Below are 18,650 nucleotides of genomic sequence, written 5' to 3' on the forward strand. Positions count from 1 at the left end.
ACATGACTTTTACCGATATTTTTGTTCGCCGCCCGGTACTGGCCACCGCCCTTAGCCTCATCATTTTTCTGCTGGGTTTGCATGCCTATTCGATAATGACTGTCCGCGAGTATCCGGCTCTCGTTAACACGGTCGTCACCGTAACCACCGCGTATCCCGGAGCCAGCCCGAATATCGTACAAGGCTTCATCACCTCGCGCTTGGAAAAAGTGATTGCCAGCGCACCGGATATAAACTACATGACCTCCAACAGTTCGGAGGGTAGTTCGACCATTACCGTGTACATGAAGCTGAATTACAGCCCCAGTGCGGCGGTCGCCAACATTCAATCGAAAGTGCAACAGGTGACGGATCAGTTGCCGACGGGTAGTCAATTACCGGTTATCAACGTAACGGTCGGTGACACGACGGACCTGATGTATGTCGCCTTCTACAGCAAAGAACTCAGTCAGCAGCAAATTACCGACTTCCTGCTGCGTGTAGCACAGCCGCGACTGGCCTCGGTACATGGCGTAGGCCAGGCACAGATACTGCCGCCGGGCGCTGGCAACGGGAATACCTATGCGATGCGGGTGTGGTTGAATCCACAGAAGATGGCGGCATTGGGCATTACCGCCGCGCAGGTTTCACAAGCGTTAATCGCGAACGATTTTATCTCCGCAGTCGGACAAACGCGGGGGAAGACGGTACAAAACACCATTGTCGCGACCACTAATCTGCATAATGTGGATGAATTCCGCAATCTGGTTCTGCGTCAGTCTGGTAACACCCTCATCCGGCTCAAAGATGTGGCCACAGTAGAACTCGGTGCACAGGATTACACCTCTCAGGCCTTTTTTGATGGTAAACCGGCAGCATTCATCGGTATTCAGGAGTCGCCTTCGGCCAACTCTCTGGATGTAGCTTCTGGGGTAAAAACATCGCTGGCCCAGTTGTCAAAAAGCCTGCCGCCCGGCATGAACATGGCGATTCCTTATGACGCCAGCACCTTCATCAAGGCCTCTATCGACGAAGTCGTCCTAACCATTGGAATTACGCTTGCAGTGGTGGTGCTGGTAATTTTCCTCTTCATGGGTTCATTCCGTGCGGTGCTCATACCCGCGATCGCCATCCCGCTGTCCATCGTGGGCGCAGGTCTGATCACCTGGTCTATGGGCTTCACCATCAACCTGCTGACCCTGTTGGCAGTGGTTTTGGCCATCGGGCTGGTAGTAGACGATGCCATTATCGTTGTTGAAAATGTGCTCCGGCATATGGATGAAGGAAAAACGCCTTTTGAAGCGGCTTTAATGACTGGGCGGGAGCTGGGAGGGCCGATCATCGTCATGTCCACCACGCTCGTCGCCGTATTCGCCCCCATCGGATTTATGGGGGGGCTGACGGGGAGTCTGTTTGGTGAATTCGCGTTTACGCTGGTGGCTGCGGTTTTAATATCCATGATCGTAGCATTGACGTTATCACCGATGCTCTCCAGCAAGATATTGCGCCCGACAAGGGAACATGGCTTTGATCACTTTATCGAGCAGCGCTTCACTGCTCTGCGTAATTTCTACGACCATATCTTGGGTGGCACACTGAATTATGTGCCAGTCACCATGCTCTTTGCCGCGGTAGTGTTTGGGAGTATCTACTTTCTGTTTAGCACCTCGAAATCAGAATTAGCGCCAGCGGAAGATCAGGGCATTATTTTTAATGCGGGCACGGGCAGCCCGACCATTACACCGGATCAACTGGCCCATTATGGAAAACAGATTCTGAAGGTGTTGGATAAATATCCCGAGAAAAAGGCAACCTTCATGGTCACAGGTATTTCGGTAGGTAGCGGCGGCGGCTCCAACAGCCTGTTCGCCGGCATGCGCCTGACAAACTGGAATAAGCGTTCCACGACGGCGATGCAGTTGCAACCGCAAATCCAGCAGGCCCTGCAAAGCGTCCCAGGACTCCAGGTAGCCTCATTTTTACGGCCGTCCCTCCCCGGTTCGGCGGGCGGTCTGCCGGTACAATTTGTGCTGCAAAGCCCGGGCAGCTATGGCAAAATCGATCAGGTGGCTGACCAGGTGATCGCAGCGGCCTATAAAAGTGGATTGTTTTTCTATGTGACCAAGGATTTGCGTATTGATAATCCTGAGGTCGTGTTGAAGATCAATCGTAATATGGCCGCCAACCTTGGCCTGACCATGGCGGAGATCGCCCAGGACTTGCAGCCCCTCTTAGGCGGCAACTACGTCAATCGCTTCGATATGGAAGGCCGCAGCTATAAGGTCATTCCCCAGGTACCGGACCACTTCCGCCTCGATCCGGCAGCCTTGAAGCAATATTACATCGCGACCGGCAGCGGTCAGATGGTGCCCTTATCTACAGTGGTTTCTATAGAGACCAAGGTGGAGCCGCAATTCTTGCCGCAGTTCCAGCAGCTCAACTCGGCAACCATCGAGGCAGTGCCCAAACCGGGCGTTACCATGGGCGAGTCTTTGAGCTTCTTTAAGACTGCGGCAGAAAAGGTCATGCCCAAGGATTTTTCTCTGAACTATGCGAGCCAATCCCGCCAATACATACAAGAGACGGGTGGGCTGCTGACCACCTTTGCATTGGCCATCATCCTGATCTACTTGCTACTGGCGGCACAATTTGAGAGTTTCCGCGATCCGCTGATCGTGCTGATTACCGTACCCATGTCCATTAGTGGGGCGTTGATTTTCATCAGCTTGGGTCTGGCTTCTATCAATATCTATACGGAAGTGGGGTTGATCACGCTGATTGGCCTGATCGCCAAGCAGGGTATTCTTATCGTGCAGTTCGCCAACGAGATCCAGAAGAAAGAAGGACTCAACAAGCGTGAAGCAGTGCAGAAGGCGTCGAGCATTCGTTTGCGTCCCATCCTCATGACTACGGGGGCAATGGTACTGGGGGTTCTGCCCTTGCTGGTAGCGGGCGGACCCGGCGCGGTCAGTCGCTTCCAGATGGGCCTGGTGATCTTTACAGGCTTGGGTATTGGCGCCTTCTTTTCGCTCTTCGTGGTGCCGGCCATGTATATGGTGCTCGCCAAGGATTTACGCGAGTCCCGGAACGCCCAGGAAGCCTGACGGGAGACTGCTGCTCTGCTCGACGGATATGGCCGGGACGCTTATCGGGGTCCCGGCTTTTTTAGCTTGACAAGACGGAAGGTGGCCAGAAGAATATCAGTGAACATTCTCGCTGGTCTTTTTTGAGAAACATCCGATTTGCCGCCCTCTGCTGGGTTGGCCTGCTCGCTGTTCGCACACAGGTAAATTTTTCATGGGTCATGAATTCTTCCCGAGCATTGAGACCTTAGCAAAGAGGTCCTGGTGACTGCACAACGCATTGATGGCAAAGCCATAGCTAAAAAAATACAGGCGGATGTCACCCATCGCAGTCAGGCTTTTCTCCAGCGTTATGGACGCTCCCCTGGTCTTGCGGTAGTACTGGTCGGGGCCGATCCTGCGTCTCAGGTCTATGTGCAGAAAAAGCGGGATACCTGTGCTTCAGTGGGCATCCGCTCTTTTTCTGCCAATCTTCCTGCAGACAGCACGCCACAACAACTTCTGTCTCATATTACCGAACTAAACGCTAATAATGCCGTGGATGGCATCCTGGTACAGTTGCCCCTTCCGTCGCACTTTGATCCTGAAGAAATCATTGAGGCCATTGCCGTCGAAAAGGATGTCGATGGTTTTCACCCCTATAATGTAGGCCGCCTTGCGCTGCGCGCGCCACTGCTGCGCTCCTGTACGCCCGCCGGTATCATGACCTTGCTTCAGGAAACCGGCATAAAGGTCAGGGGGAAAGAAGCGGTGATTGTCGGCGCATCCAATATTGTCGGGCGGCCCATGGCGCTGGAACTCCTCCTGGCCGGGGCGACGGTGACCGTCTGCCACCGCTTCACCCGCGATCTCGCAGCCCATGTGGGACGCGCCGAACTGCTCGTCGCGGCGGCAGGTAAACCGGGACTGATACCCGGCGAGTGGATTCGTGAGGGAGCAGTGGTCATTGATGTAGGAATTAACCGTCTTCCGGATGGGCGTCTCACCGGCGATGTGGACTTTGCTGGTGCGGAGCAACGTGCGGCGTGGATCACTCCGGTCCCCGGTGGGGTCGGACCCATGACGGTAGTCACACTCTTGCAGAACACCCTGATTGCGGCAGAGCAACGCATGGGGATAAGCACGTGACTGAGACACCTGCCCAGCAAAAATCTGATGCGGCGCCCCCTCTGGACAATCCCGATCTCTATTTCAACCGCGATCTCAGCATCCTCGAATTTAACCGGCGGGTACTCGCACTGGCAGATGATCCACACGTGCCACTGCTGGAGCGTTTACGTTATCTGACCATTGTTTCCAACAATCTGGACGAATTTTTTGAAGTCCGCATGGCAGGGCTTCTGCAGCGGCGCAAATTCGGCGCTGGCCCCTCGGGGCCGGATATGCTCGGACCTAATCTCGAAATTGAAGCAGTGGCCAGAATGGCCCACGAAATTATCTCTGCACAGTATCGCTGCCTGAACCAACGACTGCTACCCGCCCTGGCCAAAGAGAATGTCCGTCTGTTGCGCCGACGCGAGTGGCGGGCAGCGCAAAGACGCTGGATCAGCAGTTATTTTCAGAGTGAAGTCCTGCCTCTGCTCACGCCCCTGAGCCTTGACCCGGCCCATCCCTTTCCCAAGGTACAGAATAAGGGGCTGAATTTCGCCATCGTCCTGGAGGGTCAGGACGCCTATGGGCGGCGCAGCCCCATCGCCATTGTGCAGGCGCCGCGGATACTATCGCGTATCATCCAGATTCCAGCGCATCTGGCCGGCCCGCATGATTTCGTGTTTCTCTCTTCTATCATTCACGAGCATGTGCAAACCCTCTTTCCGGGCCTGGCCATTCAGGGCTTTTATCAGTTCCGGGTAACCCGCAACAGCGAACTCTTCGTGGATGAGGAGGAGGTGGATAATCTCCTCGATGCGCTCGCTGATGAATTGCCGATGCGCCCTTTTGGCGAGGCAGTACGGCTGGAAGTCGCCAATAACTGTCCGCGCGAGGTGGTCGACTATCTCTTGAAGCATTTTGATCTTGGTGAGGATAATCTTTATTCGCTGCTGGGGCCCGTGAATCTGTCACGGCTGGCAGCCATCATCGACATGGTTCCTCGCCCCGACCTGCTCTTCCCGCCCTTTGTACCCGGCATGCCCTCAGTCTGTATGCGCCCGGAAAACATATTTGCGCAACTCCACGAGGCACCCATTCTCCTCCATCACCCATACCAGAGCTTCAATCCGGTGCTGGATTTTCTCCGCCAGGCGGCCAATGATCCGCAGGTCATCGGTATCAAGCAGACGTTGTACCGCACCACCCCGGACTCTCCTATCATTGATGCACTGATAGAAGCGGCGATGGCGGGCAAACAGGTCACTGCCGTGGTCGAGCTCAAGGCCCGCTTTGACGAAGCCAATAATATCCGGATGGCGGAGCGCCTGGAAGAGGTGGGTGTGCAGGTTGTATACGGCGTGGTCAACCACAAGGTGCATGCCAAGATGATCCTGGTCTTGCGCCGTGAAGAGGATGGCATCCGCCTCTACGGGCATCTGGGTACCGGCAATTATCATCCCCGCAATGCGCGGATTTATACCGATCTCAGCCTGCTCACCGCAAATCCTGATATCACGGCGGACATGAATGACCTGTTCATGCACATCACCGGTATGGGCAAGGCGCCGCAACTCCGTTGCCTGCTGCAAAGTCCCTTTACGATGTTCAGCGGGATACGTGATGCCATCGAGACGGAGACCCGGCACGGCGTGAAAGGCCGCATCATCGCGCGGGTGAATGCACTGGTCGAGCCAGACCTGATTCGCGCCCTATACCGGGCCTCCCAAGCTGGAGTAGAAATCGACCTGGTGGTACGCGGCGCCTGTGCCTTACGTCCCGGCATACCGGGCGTCTCTGAGCATATCCGGGTACGTTCCATTGTCGGTCGTTTTCTCGAACACAGCCGCGTCTATTACTTCGGGAATGACGGACATTCCAAGCTTTGGATATCCAGTGCCGACTGGATGGGACGCAATCTCTTTCGCCGCCTGGAAGTGGCGGTACCCATTCTCGACCCCGACTTGCGCGCACGCGTACTCAGGGAAACCCTTCAGCTATACTTGGAGGACGATTGTAACGCTTGGGCCATGCGTGCCGATGGTGTCTATGATTTTTTGCGTAAGACCCCGGATGCCACCTGTAAATCGGCTCAGGACCGCTTACTGGAACACTATGAGAGGACTAGTCACCATGTGTGACAGGATTTCGTCGTGATCCGGGTTCTGGTGCTCAACAGTAAGGGGGGTGCCGGAAAAACGACGGTCGCCACCAACCTCGCCAGTTTGCTGGCACTGCGCGGCTCGGTACTTCTCGCTGACCTGGATCCGCAGCACTCGTCCAGCACCTGGGCCGAGCGGCGGTCGGAGCACTTACCAAAGCTGTCCGTCATTGCCGATGCTGACCGGGATTTCCGCGATTATCCGCCGAGTGATTTCATCGTCTTTGATGCCCCTGCTGGTCTGAAAAAAGGGCGCCTGGAAGACATGCTGGACAAGGTGGAGGCGCTGCTGGTACCCATCGGTCCCTCTTCTTTCGATATGGACGCCAGCCGTCTTTTCCTGGAGAAACTGGATGAGATTAAACGTTTTCGTAAGGGTAAAGTGCGCATGGGCGTTATTGCCAACCGCGTGAATGCACGTACCAAGGGTGGACAGCATCTGCAAACGTTTCTGGCAGATTTGCAGTTGCCGGTGGTGGCCACCCTGCGCGATAGCGAGCTTTATGTGCGGGCGGCGCAACTGGGCGCGGGCATAGCGGATTTGCGGGCTGCAGAAACTCGTGCGGAGTTACCGCAATGGGCGCGGATCCTGCGTTTTGTAACGGAGAGGGGACATGGAACAAGAGCTTAAACTACAGATACTCGATCCTTCCCCTGCCGCCTGGGAAAAGATTTGCCAACATCCCCTGCTGGCGCTGGGCACAGCACCCCCCTTGCAGCTTCACGCTCTCTACTATGATAGCCGTGATGGTGTCTTGCAGCGCGCCAGGCTAGCCTACCGCGTGCGTCGGGAAGGGAAAGAGTGGGTAGCCACTCTCAAGGCCGAAGGCCAATCCGCTGGCGGATTGCATCAGCGTCCCGAATGGAACGTCACCGTTTCCTCCGCCAGAGCGGATCTTCGGGTATTTACTGACACGGATGCTGCAGCGTTACTGGCACCCTTTTTGGATTCGGCCATGCAAGTCGTTCTCGAAACCCGTTTTGAACGGCTGGAAAGTCGGGTGGATCGCGCGGATGGCAGCCAGATACTGGTCGCACTGGATCGTGGAGAAATCGTTGCCAACGGCTTGCGCGAACCGATTCTCGAAGTAGAGTTGGAGCTGGTAACAGGAGAGGCTGCCTCGGTATTGGAGATGGGCGCGGAGCTGTGCCGTGATCTGCCACTGCTGCCCGATGGGGAGAGCAAGATGTTCCGGGGCTTGCGTCTCGCCGGACTGATACCGGCCGATGCCAGTGCGATGCGGGACAAAACGCCACCGCTACGCCACCACGAAAACGCCGGGAAGGCACTCAGCCGCCTGCTGATCCAGCAAATTCAGCAGGCACTCACCGCCGCCAGACAGCATTGGGCTGGCAACAGCCCGGAAACCTTTCATCAGTTGCGCAAAACCGTCCGCAGCTTGCGCGCCCTGCTGCGTTTCTGCCGAACCCTGGATCCTGACAAGCGTCTCGGCGGTGCCCGTCAGGAATTGGCGGACTGGTTTCATCAGCAAAATATACGGCGTGACCATGAAGTACTCGCCACTTATTGGGAGGCATTGGCCACCGAAACAGGCACCGAGATAACCCCCCTGCGCAGATGGCTAAGCGCCCAAGCCGAGACCACGCATGCACAGCTCGGCCAGGTCGCCGCCGCGATCCTGAAGCTTTGGGCACTGCTGCTGCGCGCAGCGCTACACAGTGACCAGGACTTACAGGACTACGTGGAAATGCATTTGCGACGTCAGGATCGCCGATTAATGGCTGCGGGAGATGCGGCCAAGACTGCCGCCAGCTTTCACGCCTTGCGCATTCGCATCAAGAACTGGCGCTATGTGATTCTGGTACTTGGCGATATGTGGCCCAGCAAAGACAGCAAAGCACTACTCAAAATGCTTTCCGCCTTGCAGGAAATCTCTGGTGCTGTACATGATGCCGACATGGCAGGACAGCATCTGGCGGGGCTGGCTACCAGCCGCAAGCACGGACTCGCCTTTAGTGCGGGGATGCTGATGGGCTATCTCCATGCCCGCGAGAGCAGACAACGCAAAAAATTCTCCAAGTATTGGGAGCGGCTGGAGAACACCCCACGGCCGTGGGGCTAACTCCCTCAGTATTTAATCCAGCCCATCCCGCTTGCGTTCGATCATATGACTAATCAAGGCAATTTCGTGGGCCAGGCAATATTGCGGCTCGGTCACTGCCCACTCGCGCGCTTGTTCACGATCATAGGAACCCGCGTCGCACACCTGCTCCAGTTGCTGACAGTTCATACTCTCACTCAAGAAACCAGCCACCTCGGCGATCTGATTATTACCCAGAGCGCTGACCGCCTCGCCGAGCGTAAGATTCGCCTTGCCACTTAACTGCTCCGCAACCGCAATAGTCGCGGCATCCAGGCCTTTTTCCTGTTGCAGGGTGAGCGCTCTGGCGAGGGCGCGTTGACGATCTATAGCCATATTTTCAGTCTCCTTGGGAGTTATGGTGAATATATTCAATCTTTACCGGGATGGGAACGCTGTATGACTTCTGCCAGATCGCGGGAAAGCCCGGGCTTGCTAGCCAGCATTTTCAAGGCTGCACCCATCGCCTGCTGACGGGGGGCATCATAGCGCTGCCAGCGGCTGAGGGGCGTCGCCAGGCGCGCCGCCGTCTGCGGGTTAAGGTCATCCAGACGGCGGATTTGCTCGGCATAGAAGGTATAACCGGAACCGTCCGCTGCATGGAAAACCGTGGGATTAGCGGCAAAAGCACCGAGTATTGCACGCACCCGGTTGGGCACCCGCCAGTCGAAAGCGGGATGCACCAGCAGATGTTCTGCCTGACGCAAGGTTTGAGGACGTGGCGCGGCAGCTTGTACGGCAAACCACTTATCAATTACCAGCGGGTATTCGTGCCACTTTCGGTAAAAGTCGAGCAGGATATCCTCGGCGTCATGGTGCGGGTGTTGCGCCAGCAACTGGAACGCCGCCAACCGGTCGGTCATGTTGTCGGCCTGCGCATATTGCTGGCGAGCGTGCAGGGTCATCTCCTCATGGCTGCCGCTCTCACTAGCGATGAGGTAACTCAGGGCCAGATTGCGCAGACGTCGGCGGCCGATAGACAACCCGTCGCGCTGATAGACGGCGGCAAGATCGTGATACAGGCCCATCCATTCATTCGCGAACTGCGCGCCAATGGCACGCATCAGCCCGTCACGGGCACGGTGGATGGCCTCAACGGCGACTACCGGCATCTGTTCGCCGATGTAATCCTCACTGGGGAGAGCCAGCAGTTCGGCGCGGAAGGCAGGGTCCGCCTGACGGTCAGCCAACGTTGCCGCAATAACGTTCCGTAAGGCGCCTGGTAATGGGGTGGTCGCTGAATCCGCCACGGCGGCGAGTAAGGCTTTTACGGCGAGGTCCTGAGTGCTCTCCCAGCGATTGAAGGGATCGTCGTCGTGGCGCGCCAGAAAACTGCGGGCCTCGTCATCCAGGGGGTCCTGCAGACGCACCGGGGCGGAGAAACCGCGCAGAATGGAGGGGATCACCGGATCAGGCAAGTTCGCAAAGACCCATGACTGCTCCGACTGCTCCAGCAATAACACGGTTTCGGAGGTGCCCACGACACTATCCAGAGGCACTCGTTGCCCCTGCGTGTTGAGCAGTGCGATACGTACCGGGATCGGCACTGGTTCCTTAACGGGCTGACCGGGGGTTGCCGGGGTTTCCTGGTGCAAGGTGAGAGTATAGCTGTGCCGGGCGGGATCGTAGCTGCCGACGGCCCGTAAAACGGGTGTTCCCGCCTGGCTATACCAACGGCGAAAAGCGGAAAAATCGCGTTGGTTAGCATCCTCCATGGCGGCAACAAAGTCTTCGATAGTAACCGCATGACCGTCGTGACGCTCGAAGTAGAGATCCATTCCCTGCCGAAATTGCGCCTTACCGAGCAGGGTATGAATCATCCGCACCAGTTCAGCGCCCTTTTCATAGACCGTGGCGGTGTAGAAATTGTTGATCTCGGAGTAGGCATCGGGCCGCACCGGATGGGCGAGCGGGCCAGCGTCTTCCGGGAACTGGGCGGCACGCAGGCGGCGCACATCGCCAATGCGCTGGACACCGCGGGAATTCTGGTCGGCGCTGAACTCCTGATCGCGAAACACGGTCAGGCCTTCCTTGAGGCTCAACTGAAACCAGTCACGCAAAGTCACCCGGTTGCCGGTCCAGTTGTGGAAATATTCGTGGGCAATGACCGACTCAATGCCCTGATAGTCGCTGTCCGTAGCGGTCTCCGGGCTGGCGAGCACATATTTAGCATTAAAAATGTTGAGGCCTTTGTTCTCCATCGCGCCCATATTGAAGCTGTCGGTAGCGACAATCATGTAGCGGTCCAGATCGTATTCCCGGCCATAAACTTCTTCGTCCCAGCGCATGGCGCGCTTGAGGCTGTCCATGGCCTGGGCGCAGGCGCCGGTGTCACGTTCGTCCACGTAGATTTCCAGGGTCACGTCCCGGCCGGAAGCGGTACGGTACTGATCGCGGACCACCGCCAGATCACCGGCCACCATGGCGAAGAGATAGGCCGGCTTGGGATAGGGGTCTTCCCACCGGGCCCAGTGCCAGCCGCCCTCCTCATCGCCTGTGGCCATACAGTTGCCATTGGCGAGCAACACCGGGCAACTGTTTTGCGGGGCGTGCAGAGTAACCGTGAAGCGGGCGAGGCAGTCAGGACGATCCAGATAATAGGTGATGCGCCGAAAACCCTCTGCCTCACATTGGGTCAGGAACTGCCCGCCCGCATGGTAGAGTCCGGAAAGAGAGGTGTTAGCCGTAGGATGAATGCGCGCCCGGCTCTCCAGAATGAAAGCTTCCGGAGGATTCAGCAACAACAAACCAGCATCGGTCTGTCGATACTCGCTTTCTGCCAGCACTTGGCCATCCCGTTGGAGGTTCAACAACTCCAGAGACTCACCGTCCAGATGCAATTCGGTAACCGGCGCCGGTGCGGTGCGTTGAAAATGGAGGCGGGCATATACCTCGGTATTTTCCGGATCCAGGCGCAAATCCAGAACGATTTCGGAGATTTGATAGCTGGGCGCTTGATAGTCACCACGCCGAATGACCGCCGCTTTCGATCCCGACATATTCACTTCCGGCACGCTCCATTTTGCAGATTACCGATATGCGCAACAAAATCCTTGAAACTTTCTTTGTCCAGGCCGTGTACCAAGGTCGGCTCACCCTTTTGATTACAGTAGATCAGGGTGGGGGTAGCCATTTCACCGCTCTCGCCCAACAGCCTGGTATTATTTTCTACCGCGCTGAGGGTGGCGGCGGCAGGATTTTGCGCCGGTGCAATCCCCCCCTCTTCCGTCACCGTATCAAAGCCCTTTTCGTTCTCCGCCATAGCGGCAGCAGGGTCCGTGGCACCAAGAATGGCCGCGGCTTTCGGTGCGCTGCTCGGCTTGAGAAAAGCCACTACCACATAACGCACCCTGAGCTTGCCGGCTTCAATCAGCGCTTTGGCCTCTTCATAGAACTTATGGCAGAAAATGCAGTTAGGATCGACAAAAGCGGTAATCTCCGGCCCGCTGGTGCCCAGCACAAAGCTAGCGGCATGAGCAGCTTTCCCGGCCATGGTCGCCGCACTCGTCGGCTTGGGAATTAGGCCGAGTTTCATCATCGCCGCGTGCGCCTCATCCTCACCTTGCGTATTCAGGACCGGGCCGGCAACCAGATATTTGCCATCCGCGGTGGCAAAGGCAACGGTCGGATGTCCCTGCAGAGTCGCTTCGATCCCCGTTAATCCACCGGGGCCCGGGAACACCTTCTCGGCCTTGGCCTGCCCATGGGTCACGGATTCCAGCAAGCTTGCCGCAGCGCCGAGGCTGACTCCCGCTCCCATATCGGGCATTACCGCAAAACGTTCCACGACGGCGCCGGTAAGGCCTCCGATGATAAGAAGGCCTGCGGCCAACGCGATGGATTTTTTCTCCATGAGTGAATGCTGTCCTTATGTTTTGGTGGGATGTAACAACAACATGCTGGGATTCTAAACCGGTGCCCATGGTAAAAGCCAGACGACCCCGTCCTGGTAAAGCCGCCCTGATCAGAGAGACCGTGTATCCACCCTTTGTTTCCCATCAGAATAAATGATGCCGGAGCGCCCCCGCTGATTATGGTAGCGGGACTAATGAAAATCCCGGGAGCGTGTACTCAGTGTACCCAGCCAGGGACTGAGGTCCTCCATGGCGTCAGCGATAAAATGAAGACTGGCACCCTGGCGCTCCAGCCGGCCGCCGATACCCAGCAGGCGGCCCTGCAGCAGCGGTCGCCGCCAGCCTTCGACCCTTTGCGGCCAGACGATGACATTGATCATACCGGACTCGTCTTCCAGGGTCAGGAATACCGTACCGTGGGCTGTACCGGGACGCTGCCGGTGGGTGACCAGACCGGCGAGACGATCCGGGCGGCCGTGGTGCTGCATGCGCACCTCGGCGATACTGCGATAGCCACTTTGGCCGAGCCGCGTGCGCAGAAAATGCAGGGGATGGGGACCGAGGCTCAGACCCAGTTGCTGATAGTCGGCAACACAGGCGGCGGCAGACGTTTCGACGGGGAGGGCGGGTGCCTGCTCCGGTACGACCGGCATTGGCAATACAGTGGGTGCGGGCAGACTGCCCTGCACCGCCCACAGGGCCTGATGACGGTCCCCCTGCATGCTGGACAAAGCCCCTGCACGTGCCAGTCTGTCCAAGGTGATGGCGGACAGGTCAAGGCTATGACGAAGTACTTCGCTGTGCAGTGCACCGCCCTGCGCTCGCCAATGCAGGAGTTTTTCTGCCTCTTTGGGAGACAGGCCTTTGATCAGACAAAGCCCCAGACGCAGCACGCCATCCTGCACCTTACAGTCCCAGTCGCTGTGGCAGATATCCACGGACAATACCTCAACGCCACGGCGGCGGGCCTCCTGCACAATCTGGGCGGGGGCATAAAAACCCATGGGCTGGCTGTTCAACAGCGCGGCGGTGAATATGGCCGGATGGTGGCACTTGATCCAGGCAGAGGCGTAAACCAGCAGGGCAAAGCTCGCGGCATGGGATTCGGGAAAACCATATTCAGCGAAACCTTGAATCTGTCGGCAAAGGCGCTGGGCGAAGGCCTCGGAATAACCATGTTGACGGAGGCCACTGATGAGGCGGTCGCTGTAAGGGCCAAGATGCCCCTTACGTCGCCAGGCCGCCATGGCCCGGCGCAGGCCATCGGCCTCGTCGCCACTGAAACCGGCGGCCTCGATGGCGATCTGCATCACCTGCTCCTGAAAAATAGGGATTCCCAGGGTGCGCTCCAACACTTTTTTTACTTCCGGGCCGGGATAGCGCACCGGCTCCAGCCCCTGGCGGCGGCGCAGATAGGGATGCACCATATCGCCCTGGATAGGGCCGGGGCGGATGATGGCGACTTCGATCACCAGATCGTAAAAACAGCGGGGTTTGAGGCGCGGCAACATGCTCATCTGTGCCCGCGATTCCACCTGAAAGACGCCCAGGCTCTCACCGCGCTGGAGCATGGCGTAGGTAGCCGGGTCTTCGGCGGGAATATCGGCCAGGGTCAGATGCAGAAGGCTCAGGGCGCGGCGGAGCACACTCAGCATCCCCAGCGCGAGTATATCGACCTTGAGGATACCAAGGACGTCGAGATCGTCCTTGTCCCACTGAATCACCGTGCGCTCTGCCATGGCGGCGGGTTCGATGGGTACCAGGGCATTGAGGGGAGTCGCAGAGAGCACCATACCGCCGACATGCTGGGAGAGATGACGCGGGAAGCCGACCAGTGCATTGACCACGGTGATCAGGCACTGGATGGTCGGGCTGGTGGGGTCGAAGCCCTGCTCCTGCAAACGCTCCGGGCGAATCTGGTGACCATCCCACCAAGCCAGACCTTGGGTGAGGCGCTGAATCTCGACCGGCGCAAAACCGAGGGCACGGGCGGCATCGCGCATGGCGCTGCGCGGCCGGTAGTGGATGATGGTGGCGGTCAGCGCGGCATGGTCCCGCCCGTAGTGCTGAAACACGTACTGGATGACTTCTTCGCGGCGCTCATGCTCGAAATCCACGTCAATATCCGGCGGCTCGCGGCGGTCGCGGGAAATGAAGCGCGCGAAAAGCAGTTGCATCCGGCTGGGATCGACTTCCGTAATGCCGAGGGCATAGCAAATGACCGAATTGGCCGCCGAGCCCCGGCCCTGGCAGAGGATACCGCGCCCCTTGGCGAACCGAACGATATCGTGGACGGTCAGGAAATAGCCGGCGTAATCCAGTTCCCGCACCAGTGCCAGTTCCTCCTCCATTTGCGCAGCGACCGCCGCGGCAATGCCTTCGGGATAACGCCGTTGCAGGCCTTGCCTGGCCAGTTCGGCGAGATAATCATCCCGCTGCTGGCCTGCGGGACAAGTGCCATCGGGGTAGCGATAAACGAGACTATCTAAAGAAAACTGACAACGCTCTGCCACCCGCAGGGTTTCGGCCAGCAGCTCTGGGGGGTAAAGTTCTGCCAGTACGGGGCGCGGGCGCAGGTGACGCTCACCATTGCGGGCCAGTGCCCAGCCCAGATCTGCCAGCGGACGCCGCAGGCGGATGGCAGTGAGCACATCCTGCAAAAAACGACGGCTGCGCCGGTCCATGTGGACATCCCCGCAAGCCAGACAGGGAATATCCAGCGCCCTGCCCTGCTCCAGCCCCCCCCGAAGTTGCACCGTATCGTCGCCGCTACGCAATAGTTCGACGCCGAGCCAGACATTTCCAGCGCCAAGATAATCCCTTACGGCGATGGTGCCGGCAGTATCAAAGCGCAGGCCTTGCGGACCGGGGAGAATGATGGCCAGACAACCCGCAAGTCCTTGCAAGTCCGCCAGCAGGGCCTGATACCTGCCTTTTTCCGCCCGTCCCCGGACGCGGGTGATGAAGCGGGATAGCGCGGCGTAACCGTCACCATCCCGCACCAGCAAGACGATGCGCGGGCCATCGGCCAGGGCGATTTCACTGCCCAGTATCAACGGAAAACCGATACTGCAGGCATGGCTATGGGCCCGCGCCGCACTGCTCAGGGAGCATTCCTCGGTAATGGCGAGGGCGCGATATTCCAAAGCTTGGGCGCGGTCCAGCAGGTCTTCCACGGTGCTGGCGCCCCGCAAAAAACTCAGTGCGCTCAGACAGTGGAGTTCGACATACTCAGGCAAAGTAGCCATGCACATAGAAACGCGCCTGACGCCGGTCCCGATAGACCCAGCACTGGACCCCGGCAGGATGCCGCCAGCGGAAGTAATCCCGGCTCTGATCCCGGCCATCCCACCAGCCGCCTTCAATGCGCTCCACCTGCGCGGGCAGATGTAACGATGGTGCAGTGAGTGACCGTGCCTGCGCCAGCAACCAGAGGGGACGAGCGGGGTTGGCCTCCCCCTGCCCCGCTCCCGGCGGCACCCTCTGCCAAGCATAATCCGGGCGATGATCCGCGACTCCGGCGATGGCATGCACCGCGACAGCACCCAGACGCTGGCGTAGTTGCTCCACCAACTGCCAGCACGCCTCCTCTGCGCCATCCTGCCACCAGGCTACCTGTCGCCCCGACCAGTGTTGCGGCGCCAGTGCCTGCAAGCGCAGGGTATGCACAGCAAAATCCAGGGGCTGTTGTTGCAGCCGCCATTGCCAGAGCGTCAACAGCATCTCCACATCCGTGGCGGGATCGCGCACTTCCAGCGTGGAGGACCATTGCCGTCCCCGGCCCTGCAACTGCAGCAGCCAGGAGCGGCTGGCCTGCGCCTGCGTTCTGAGCAGGAGATGAATATCCTGCAAAGCGCGGTGCAGGGCGAAGCGCAGACCCTCCCAGTGGCTGATTTCACTGTGCAGGGGGATAGAAGCTTCCAGATCCGCCGGGAAGGACAGTGCGGAACGCGGATCACTTACCCTGCCGCTCAGACGATCCAGCACACGCAAAGGTTCGGGACCAAAGCGTCTGGCCAAGTCCGCGCGGTCCAGGGCCTGAAGTTGGGCGCAATGGCGAACACCCAAGGCCAGCAGGGCCGCACGGGTGGTGGCGGCGCAAGGCAGCAGAGTTATGGGGATTTGTGGCCAGAGCAGCGCCCAGTCGACGGCCCCCGGGCAAAAGCTGGAGCCCGGACCGGCTCCTTGCCATTGCGCCAGCAAGGCGGCACCCAGGGGTGTCGGAGCCACCCCGGCACTAACACTCAGCCGCGTCGCAACAGCCCATGCCGCCACGTCCTCCAATAGTGCCCTGCCCTGCTGCAAGCGGGTGTTACCGGTGATCTCCACCGCCAGTGTGGGTGAAATTTCCTCCAGTAGCACCACCTGTGGCGCCAGGCTATAAAGCAGCCTGGCCCAGTGGCTGAGCGCCTGTGCCTCTAAATCCGGATCACGGGTGCAGAGCTGCAGTTCCGGGAGCATGGCCAGGGCCCGCGCCGTCGTCATGCCAGTCCGCAAGCCCGCCTGAAGCGCTATCGCGTTGACCTGCAACAAGGTCCCAGCACTGCCCTGCGCGTCCACCATCGCCAGCGCGACTGCTTCTGCCTGCGCCCGCTCCCGAAGCTCCACACCCAAATGCGGGAACTGTACCGCCAGCCAGGGCATGTGATCTCAGAGCGCCAGCGCCAGTTGATCGCTGAGCGCCACCATACCCCGTGCCGGCATGGCACCACGGCGTTTACGGACGTCTACGTCGACCCCCTGCCGGGCGGGATGCAGCTCCAGACGTAAGGCGACGGGCACGGTAGCGGCGCTGCCTTGACGGAAAAAGAAGAAGGCCAGACTGTTGCCCGCCTCGGCCGCCAGTTGCAGGCGACGCCACTGGGTATCCTGCAAAGCCGGTGGCCAGGCCAGCACCGCACTGCAACTGCCGGAACGCAGGGCCAGTTCCAGTGCCCAGAGCATATCCTGATCTTTGCGTGGATGCAGCACCAGCATCCGCGAAAGATCGACGCCTGCAGCCGCCAGCGCTGCCGGATAAGGGATATGCGGAGGCGCGACCCAGAGTATCCAGCGTGCCTCGCGCTGACTGAGTTCCGCCACGGCGGGCAGCACCAGACGCAATTCGCCGATACCGTCCTGAGCGCTCACCACTTCAGTGATGGCGCCACGTGGCCAGTCACCTACCAACAGATCCAGCTCCGGCCAATGCACCGCTACGCCCGGCGTCCGCTGATTATTCAGACCCTGCCACAAGCGCTGGGGATGCTTGGTCAACAGGGTGTTGACAACAGCCTTATGTGCAGATGGACTCATAACTTGCCTCCAATACGCAAGAGTCCGACCACCACACCTTCAATCGTCAGACTATCGCGCTGCAAATCCACAGAAATAGGTGAGAAATCGGGGTTTTCCGGCAAGAGCCAGACCTGATTGCCGTCCCGCTTCCAGCGTTTGACCGTCACCTCACCGTTAACCCGGGCCACTACCATCTGCCCGTCGTGGGGAGTGAGCGAGGCTTCGTGACGGACGGCGAGGATATCGCCATCGAGAATGCCGGCATCACGCATACTCATGCCCTGCACCCGCAACAGATAATCGGCCCCTGGCGAAAAGAGCTTTGGGTCGACGGGCAACTGCCCCTCCCGGAACTCTTCGGCCAGCATGGGTTGCCCGGCGGCCACCCGCCCGATCAGCGGCAAACCGATTTCCTCTTCTTCGCTCGCACAGAGGCGGATGCCCCTGGCCGTACCACTCTGCAGCAGGATATGGCCCTTGCGCGCCAGTACCCGCAAGTGACTTTCAGCGGCATTGGGTGAACGGAAGGCAAAGGCCCGCATCAACTCCGCACGGGTGGGCGGCAGACTATCTTCTGCCATGCGGGCGCGAATCCAGGCGAGAATTTCGGACTGTCGGGGGGTGAGTTCGTCCATGCAATATCTCCTGAGGGCCAGCGGGTTATCATCGTTGGCAATATCTGTATTTTTATACAGTCTCACTGCGGAATGCAAGAGGCTGGTTCAGAGCAGCGCCGCTACTCAGTCCCAGCGCTGCATTTTGACTATGACTTGGCAGTTATCGGTTTTCGGTGCTGCCGCTTCAAGCTGTGGGTTTATCGGAGGCGCAGCGGGCGCTGCCCGCCACCTCTACCGACAAGCTCGCCTGGCCAGGCACCACCGCCACTGGGGCGCGCGCAGCCATCATATTCATGACCGGCAGACCCGGCGGTGGTGGGCCGCCGTTGCTGAGGCGACGCGATACGCCTGATTCACACTGAGCTGAATCTGCTGCTCTGGCTCTCCGGCCGGCGCCGGTACCAGCAATACGATCCATACGAAACCCATGACTTTATTCATAGTTTATAAACATTACAAACAAAATCAAAACGATAGATTATTACGAC

The 18,650-nt window shown here is 58.8% G+C and carries 12 protein-coding genes; 5 read left to right on the forward strand and 7 right to left on the reverse strand.

The features are described 5' to 3' along the window. Positions 1–2: 2 nt before the first annotated feature. From Q0C48_RS10625 to Q0C48_RS10645, 5 genes are all read left to right on the forward strand, one after another. The gene (locus Q0C48_RS10625) at positions 3–3,083 is read left to right on the forward strand and encodes an efflux RND transporter permease subunit (RefSeq protein ID WP_291524179.1); all 3,081 of its coding nucleotides are present in this window, start codon (positions 3–5) and stop codon (positions 3,081–3,083) included. A gap of 243 nt (positions 3,084–3,326) precedes the next feature. Further along, complete coding sequence (gene folD, locus Q0C48_RS10630) at positions 3,327–4,190, forward strand: bifunctional methylenetetrahydrofolate dehydrogenase/methenyltetrahydrofolate cyclohydrolase FolD (RefSeq protein WP_291524181.1); 864 nt, start codon at positions 3,327–3,329, stop codon at positions 4,188–4,190. After that, positions 4,187–6,292 carry a polyphosphate kinase 1 gene (ppk1, locus tag Q0C48_RS10635; RefSeq protein WP_291524183.1) on the forward strand — a complete coding sequence of 702 codons (2,106 nt, stop codon included), beginning with the start codon at positions 4,187–4,189 and terminating at the stop codon, positions 6,290–6,292. The genes folD and ppk1 overlap by 4 nt, the downstream gene beginning before the upstream one ends. A gap of 12 nt (positions 6,293–6,304) precedes the next feature. Next, positions 6,305–6,943: a ParA family protein gene (locus Q0C48_RS10640; RefSeq protein WP_291524186.1), complete on the forward strand. Its 639-nt coding sequence runs from the start codon at positions 6,305–6,307 to the stop codon at positions 6,941–6,943. After that, the gene (locus Q0C48_RS10645) at positions 6,927–8,396 is read left to right on the forward strand and encodes a CYTH and CHAD domain-containing protein (protein WP_291524188.1); all 1,470 of its coding nucleotides are present in this window, start codon (positions 6,927–6,929) and stop codon (positions 8,394–8,396) included. Before Q0C48_RS10640 ends, Q0C48_RS10645 begins: the two co-directional genes overlap by 17 nt. Positions 8,397–8,408: 12 nt before the next feature. On the opposite strand, the gene Q0C48_RS10650 is transcribed toward Q0C48_RS10645, so the two are convergent. From Q0C48_RS10650 to lexA, 7 genes are all read right to left on the reverse strand, one after another. Next, the gene (locus Q0C48_RS10650; protein ID WP_291524190.1) at positions 8,409–8,750 is read right to left on the reverse strand and encodes a hypothetical protein; all 342 of its coding nucleotides are present in this window, start codon (positions 8,748–8,750) and stop codon (positions 8,409–8,411) included. Between the two features lie 35 nt (positions 8,751–8,785). After that, positions 8,786–11,413, reverse strand: coding sequence for an aminopeptidase N (pepN, locus tag Q0C48_RS10655; RefSeq protein WP_291524192.1), 2,628 nt, complete (start codon positions 11,411–11,413; stop codon positions 8,786–8,788). A gap of 2 nt (positions 11,414–11,415) precedes the next feature. Next, the gene (dsbG, locus tag Q0C48_RS10660; RefSeq protein WP_291524193.1) at positions 11,416–12,267 is read right to left on the reverse strand and encodes a thiol:disulfide interchange protein DsbG; all 852 of its coding nucleotides are present in this window, start codon (positions 12,265–12,267) and stop codon (positions 11,416–11,418) included. Positions 12,268–12,459: 192 nt separating this feature from the next. After that, on the reverse strand, positions 12,460–15,522 hold the full coding sequence (locus Q0C48_RS10665) for an error-prone DNA polymerase (protein ID WP_291524195.1): 3,063 nt from the start codon (positions 15,520–15,522) through the stop codon (positions 12,460–12,462). Beyond that, on the reverse strand, positions 15,500–16,912 hold the full coding sequence (locus Q0C48_RS10670; protein ID WP_291524197.1) for a DNA polymerase Y family protein: 1,413 nt from the start codon (positions 16,910–16,912) through the stop codon (positions 15,500–15,502). Before Q0C48_RS10670 ends, Q0C48_RS10665 begins: the two co-directional genes overlap by 23 nt. Before the next feature lie 6 nt (positions 16,913–16,918). Continuing rightward, positions 16,919–17,563 carry a translesion DNA synthesis-associated protein ImuA gene (imuA, locus tag Q0C48_RS10675; RefSeq protein ID WP_291524200.1) on the reverse strand — a complete coding sequence of 215 codons (645 nt, stop codon included), beginning with the start codon at positions 17,561–17,563 and terminating at the stop codon, positions 16,919–16,921. Next, positions 17,560–18,180, reverse strand: a complete 621-nt coding sequence (lexA, locus tag Q0C48_RS10680) for a transcriptional repressor LexA (protein WP_291524202.1) — start codon at positions 18,178–18,180, stop codon at positions 17,560–17,562. The genes imuA and lexA overlap by 4 nt, the downstream gene beginning before the upstream one ends. Positions 18,181–18,650 lie beyond the last annotated feature (470 nt).

The organism is Acidithiobacillus sp., assembly GCF_023255755.1.
GTDB lineage: Bacteria > Pseudomonadota > Gammaproteobacteria > Acidithiobacillales > Acidithiobacillaceae > Acidithiobacillus.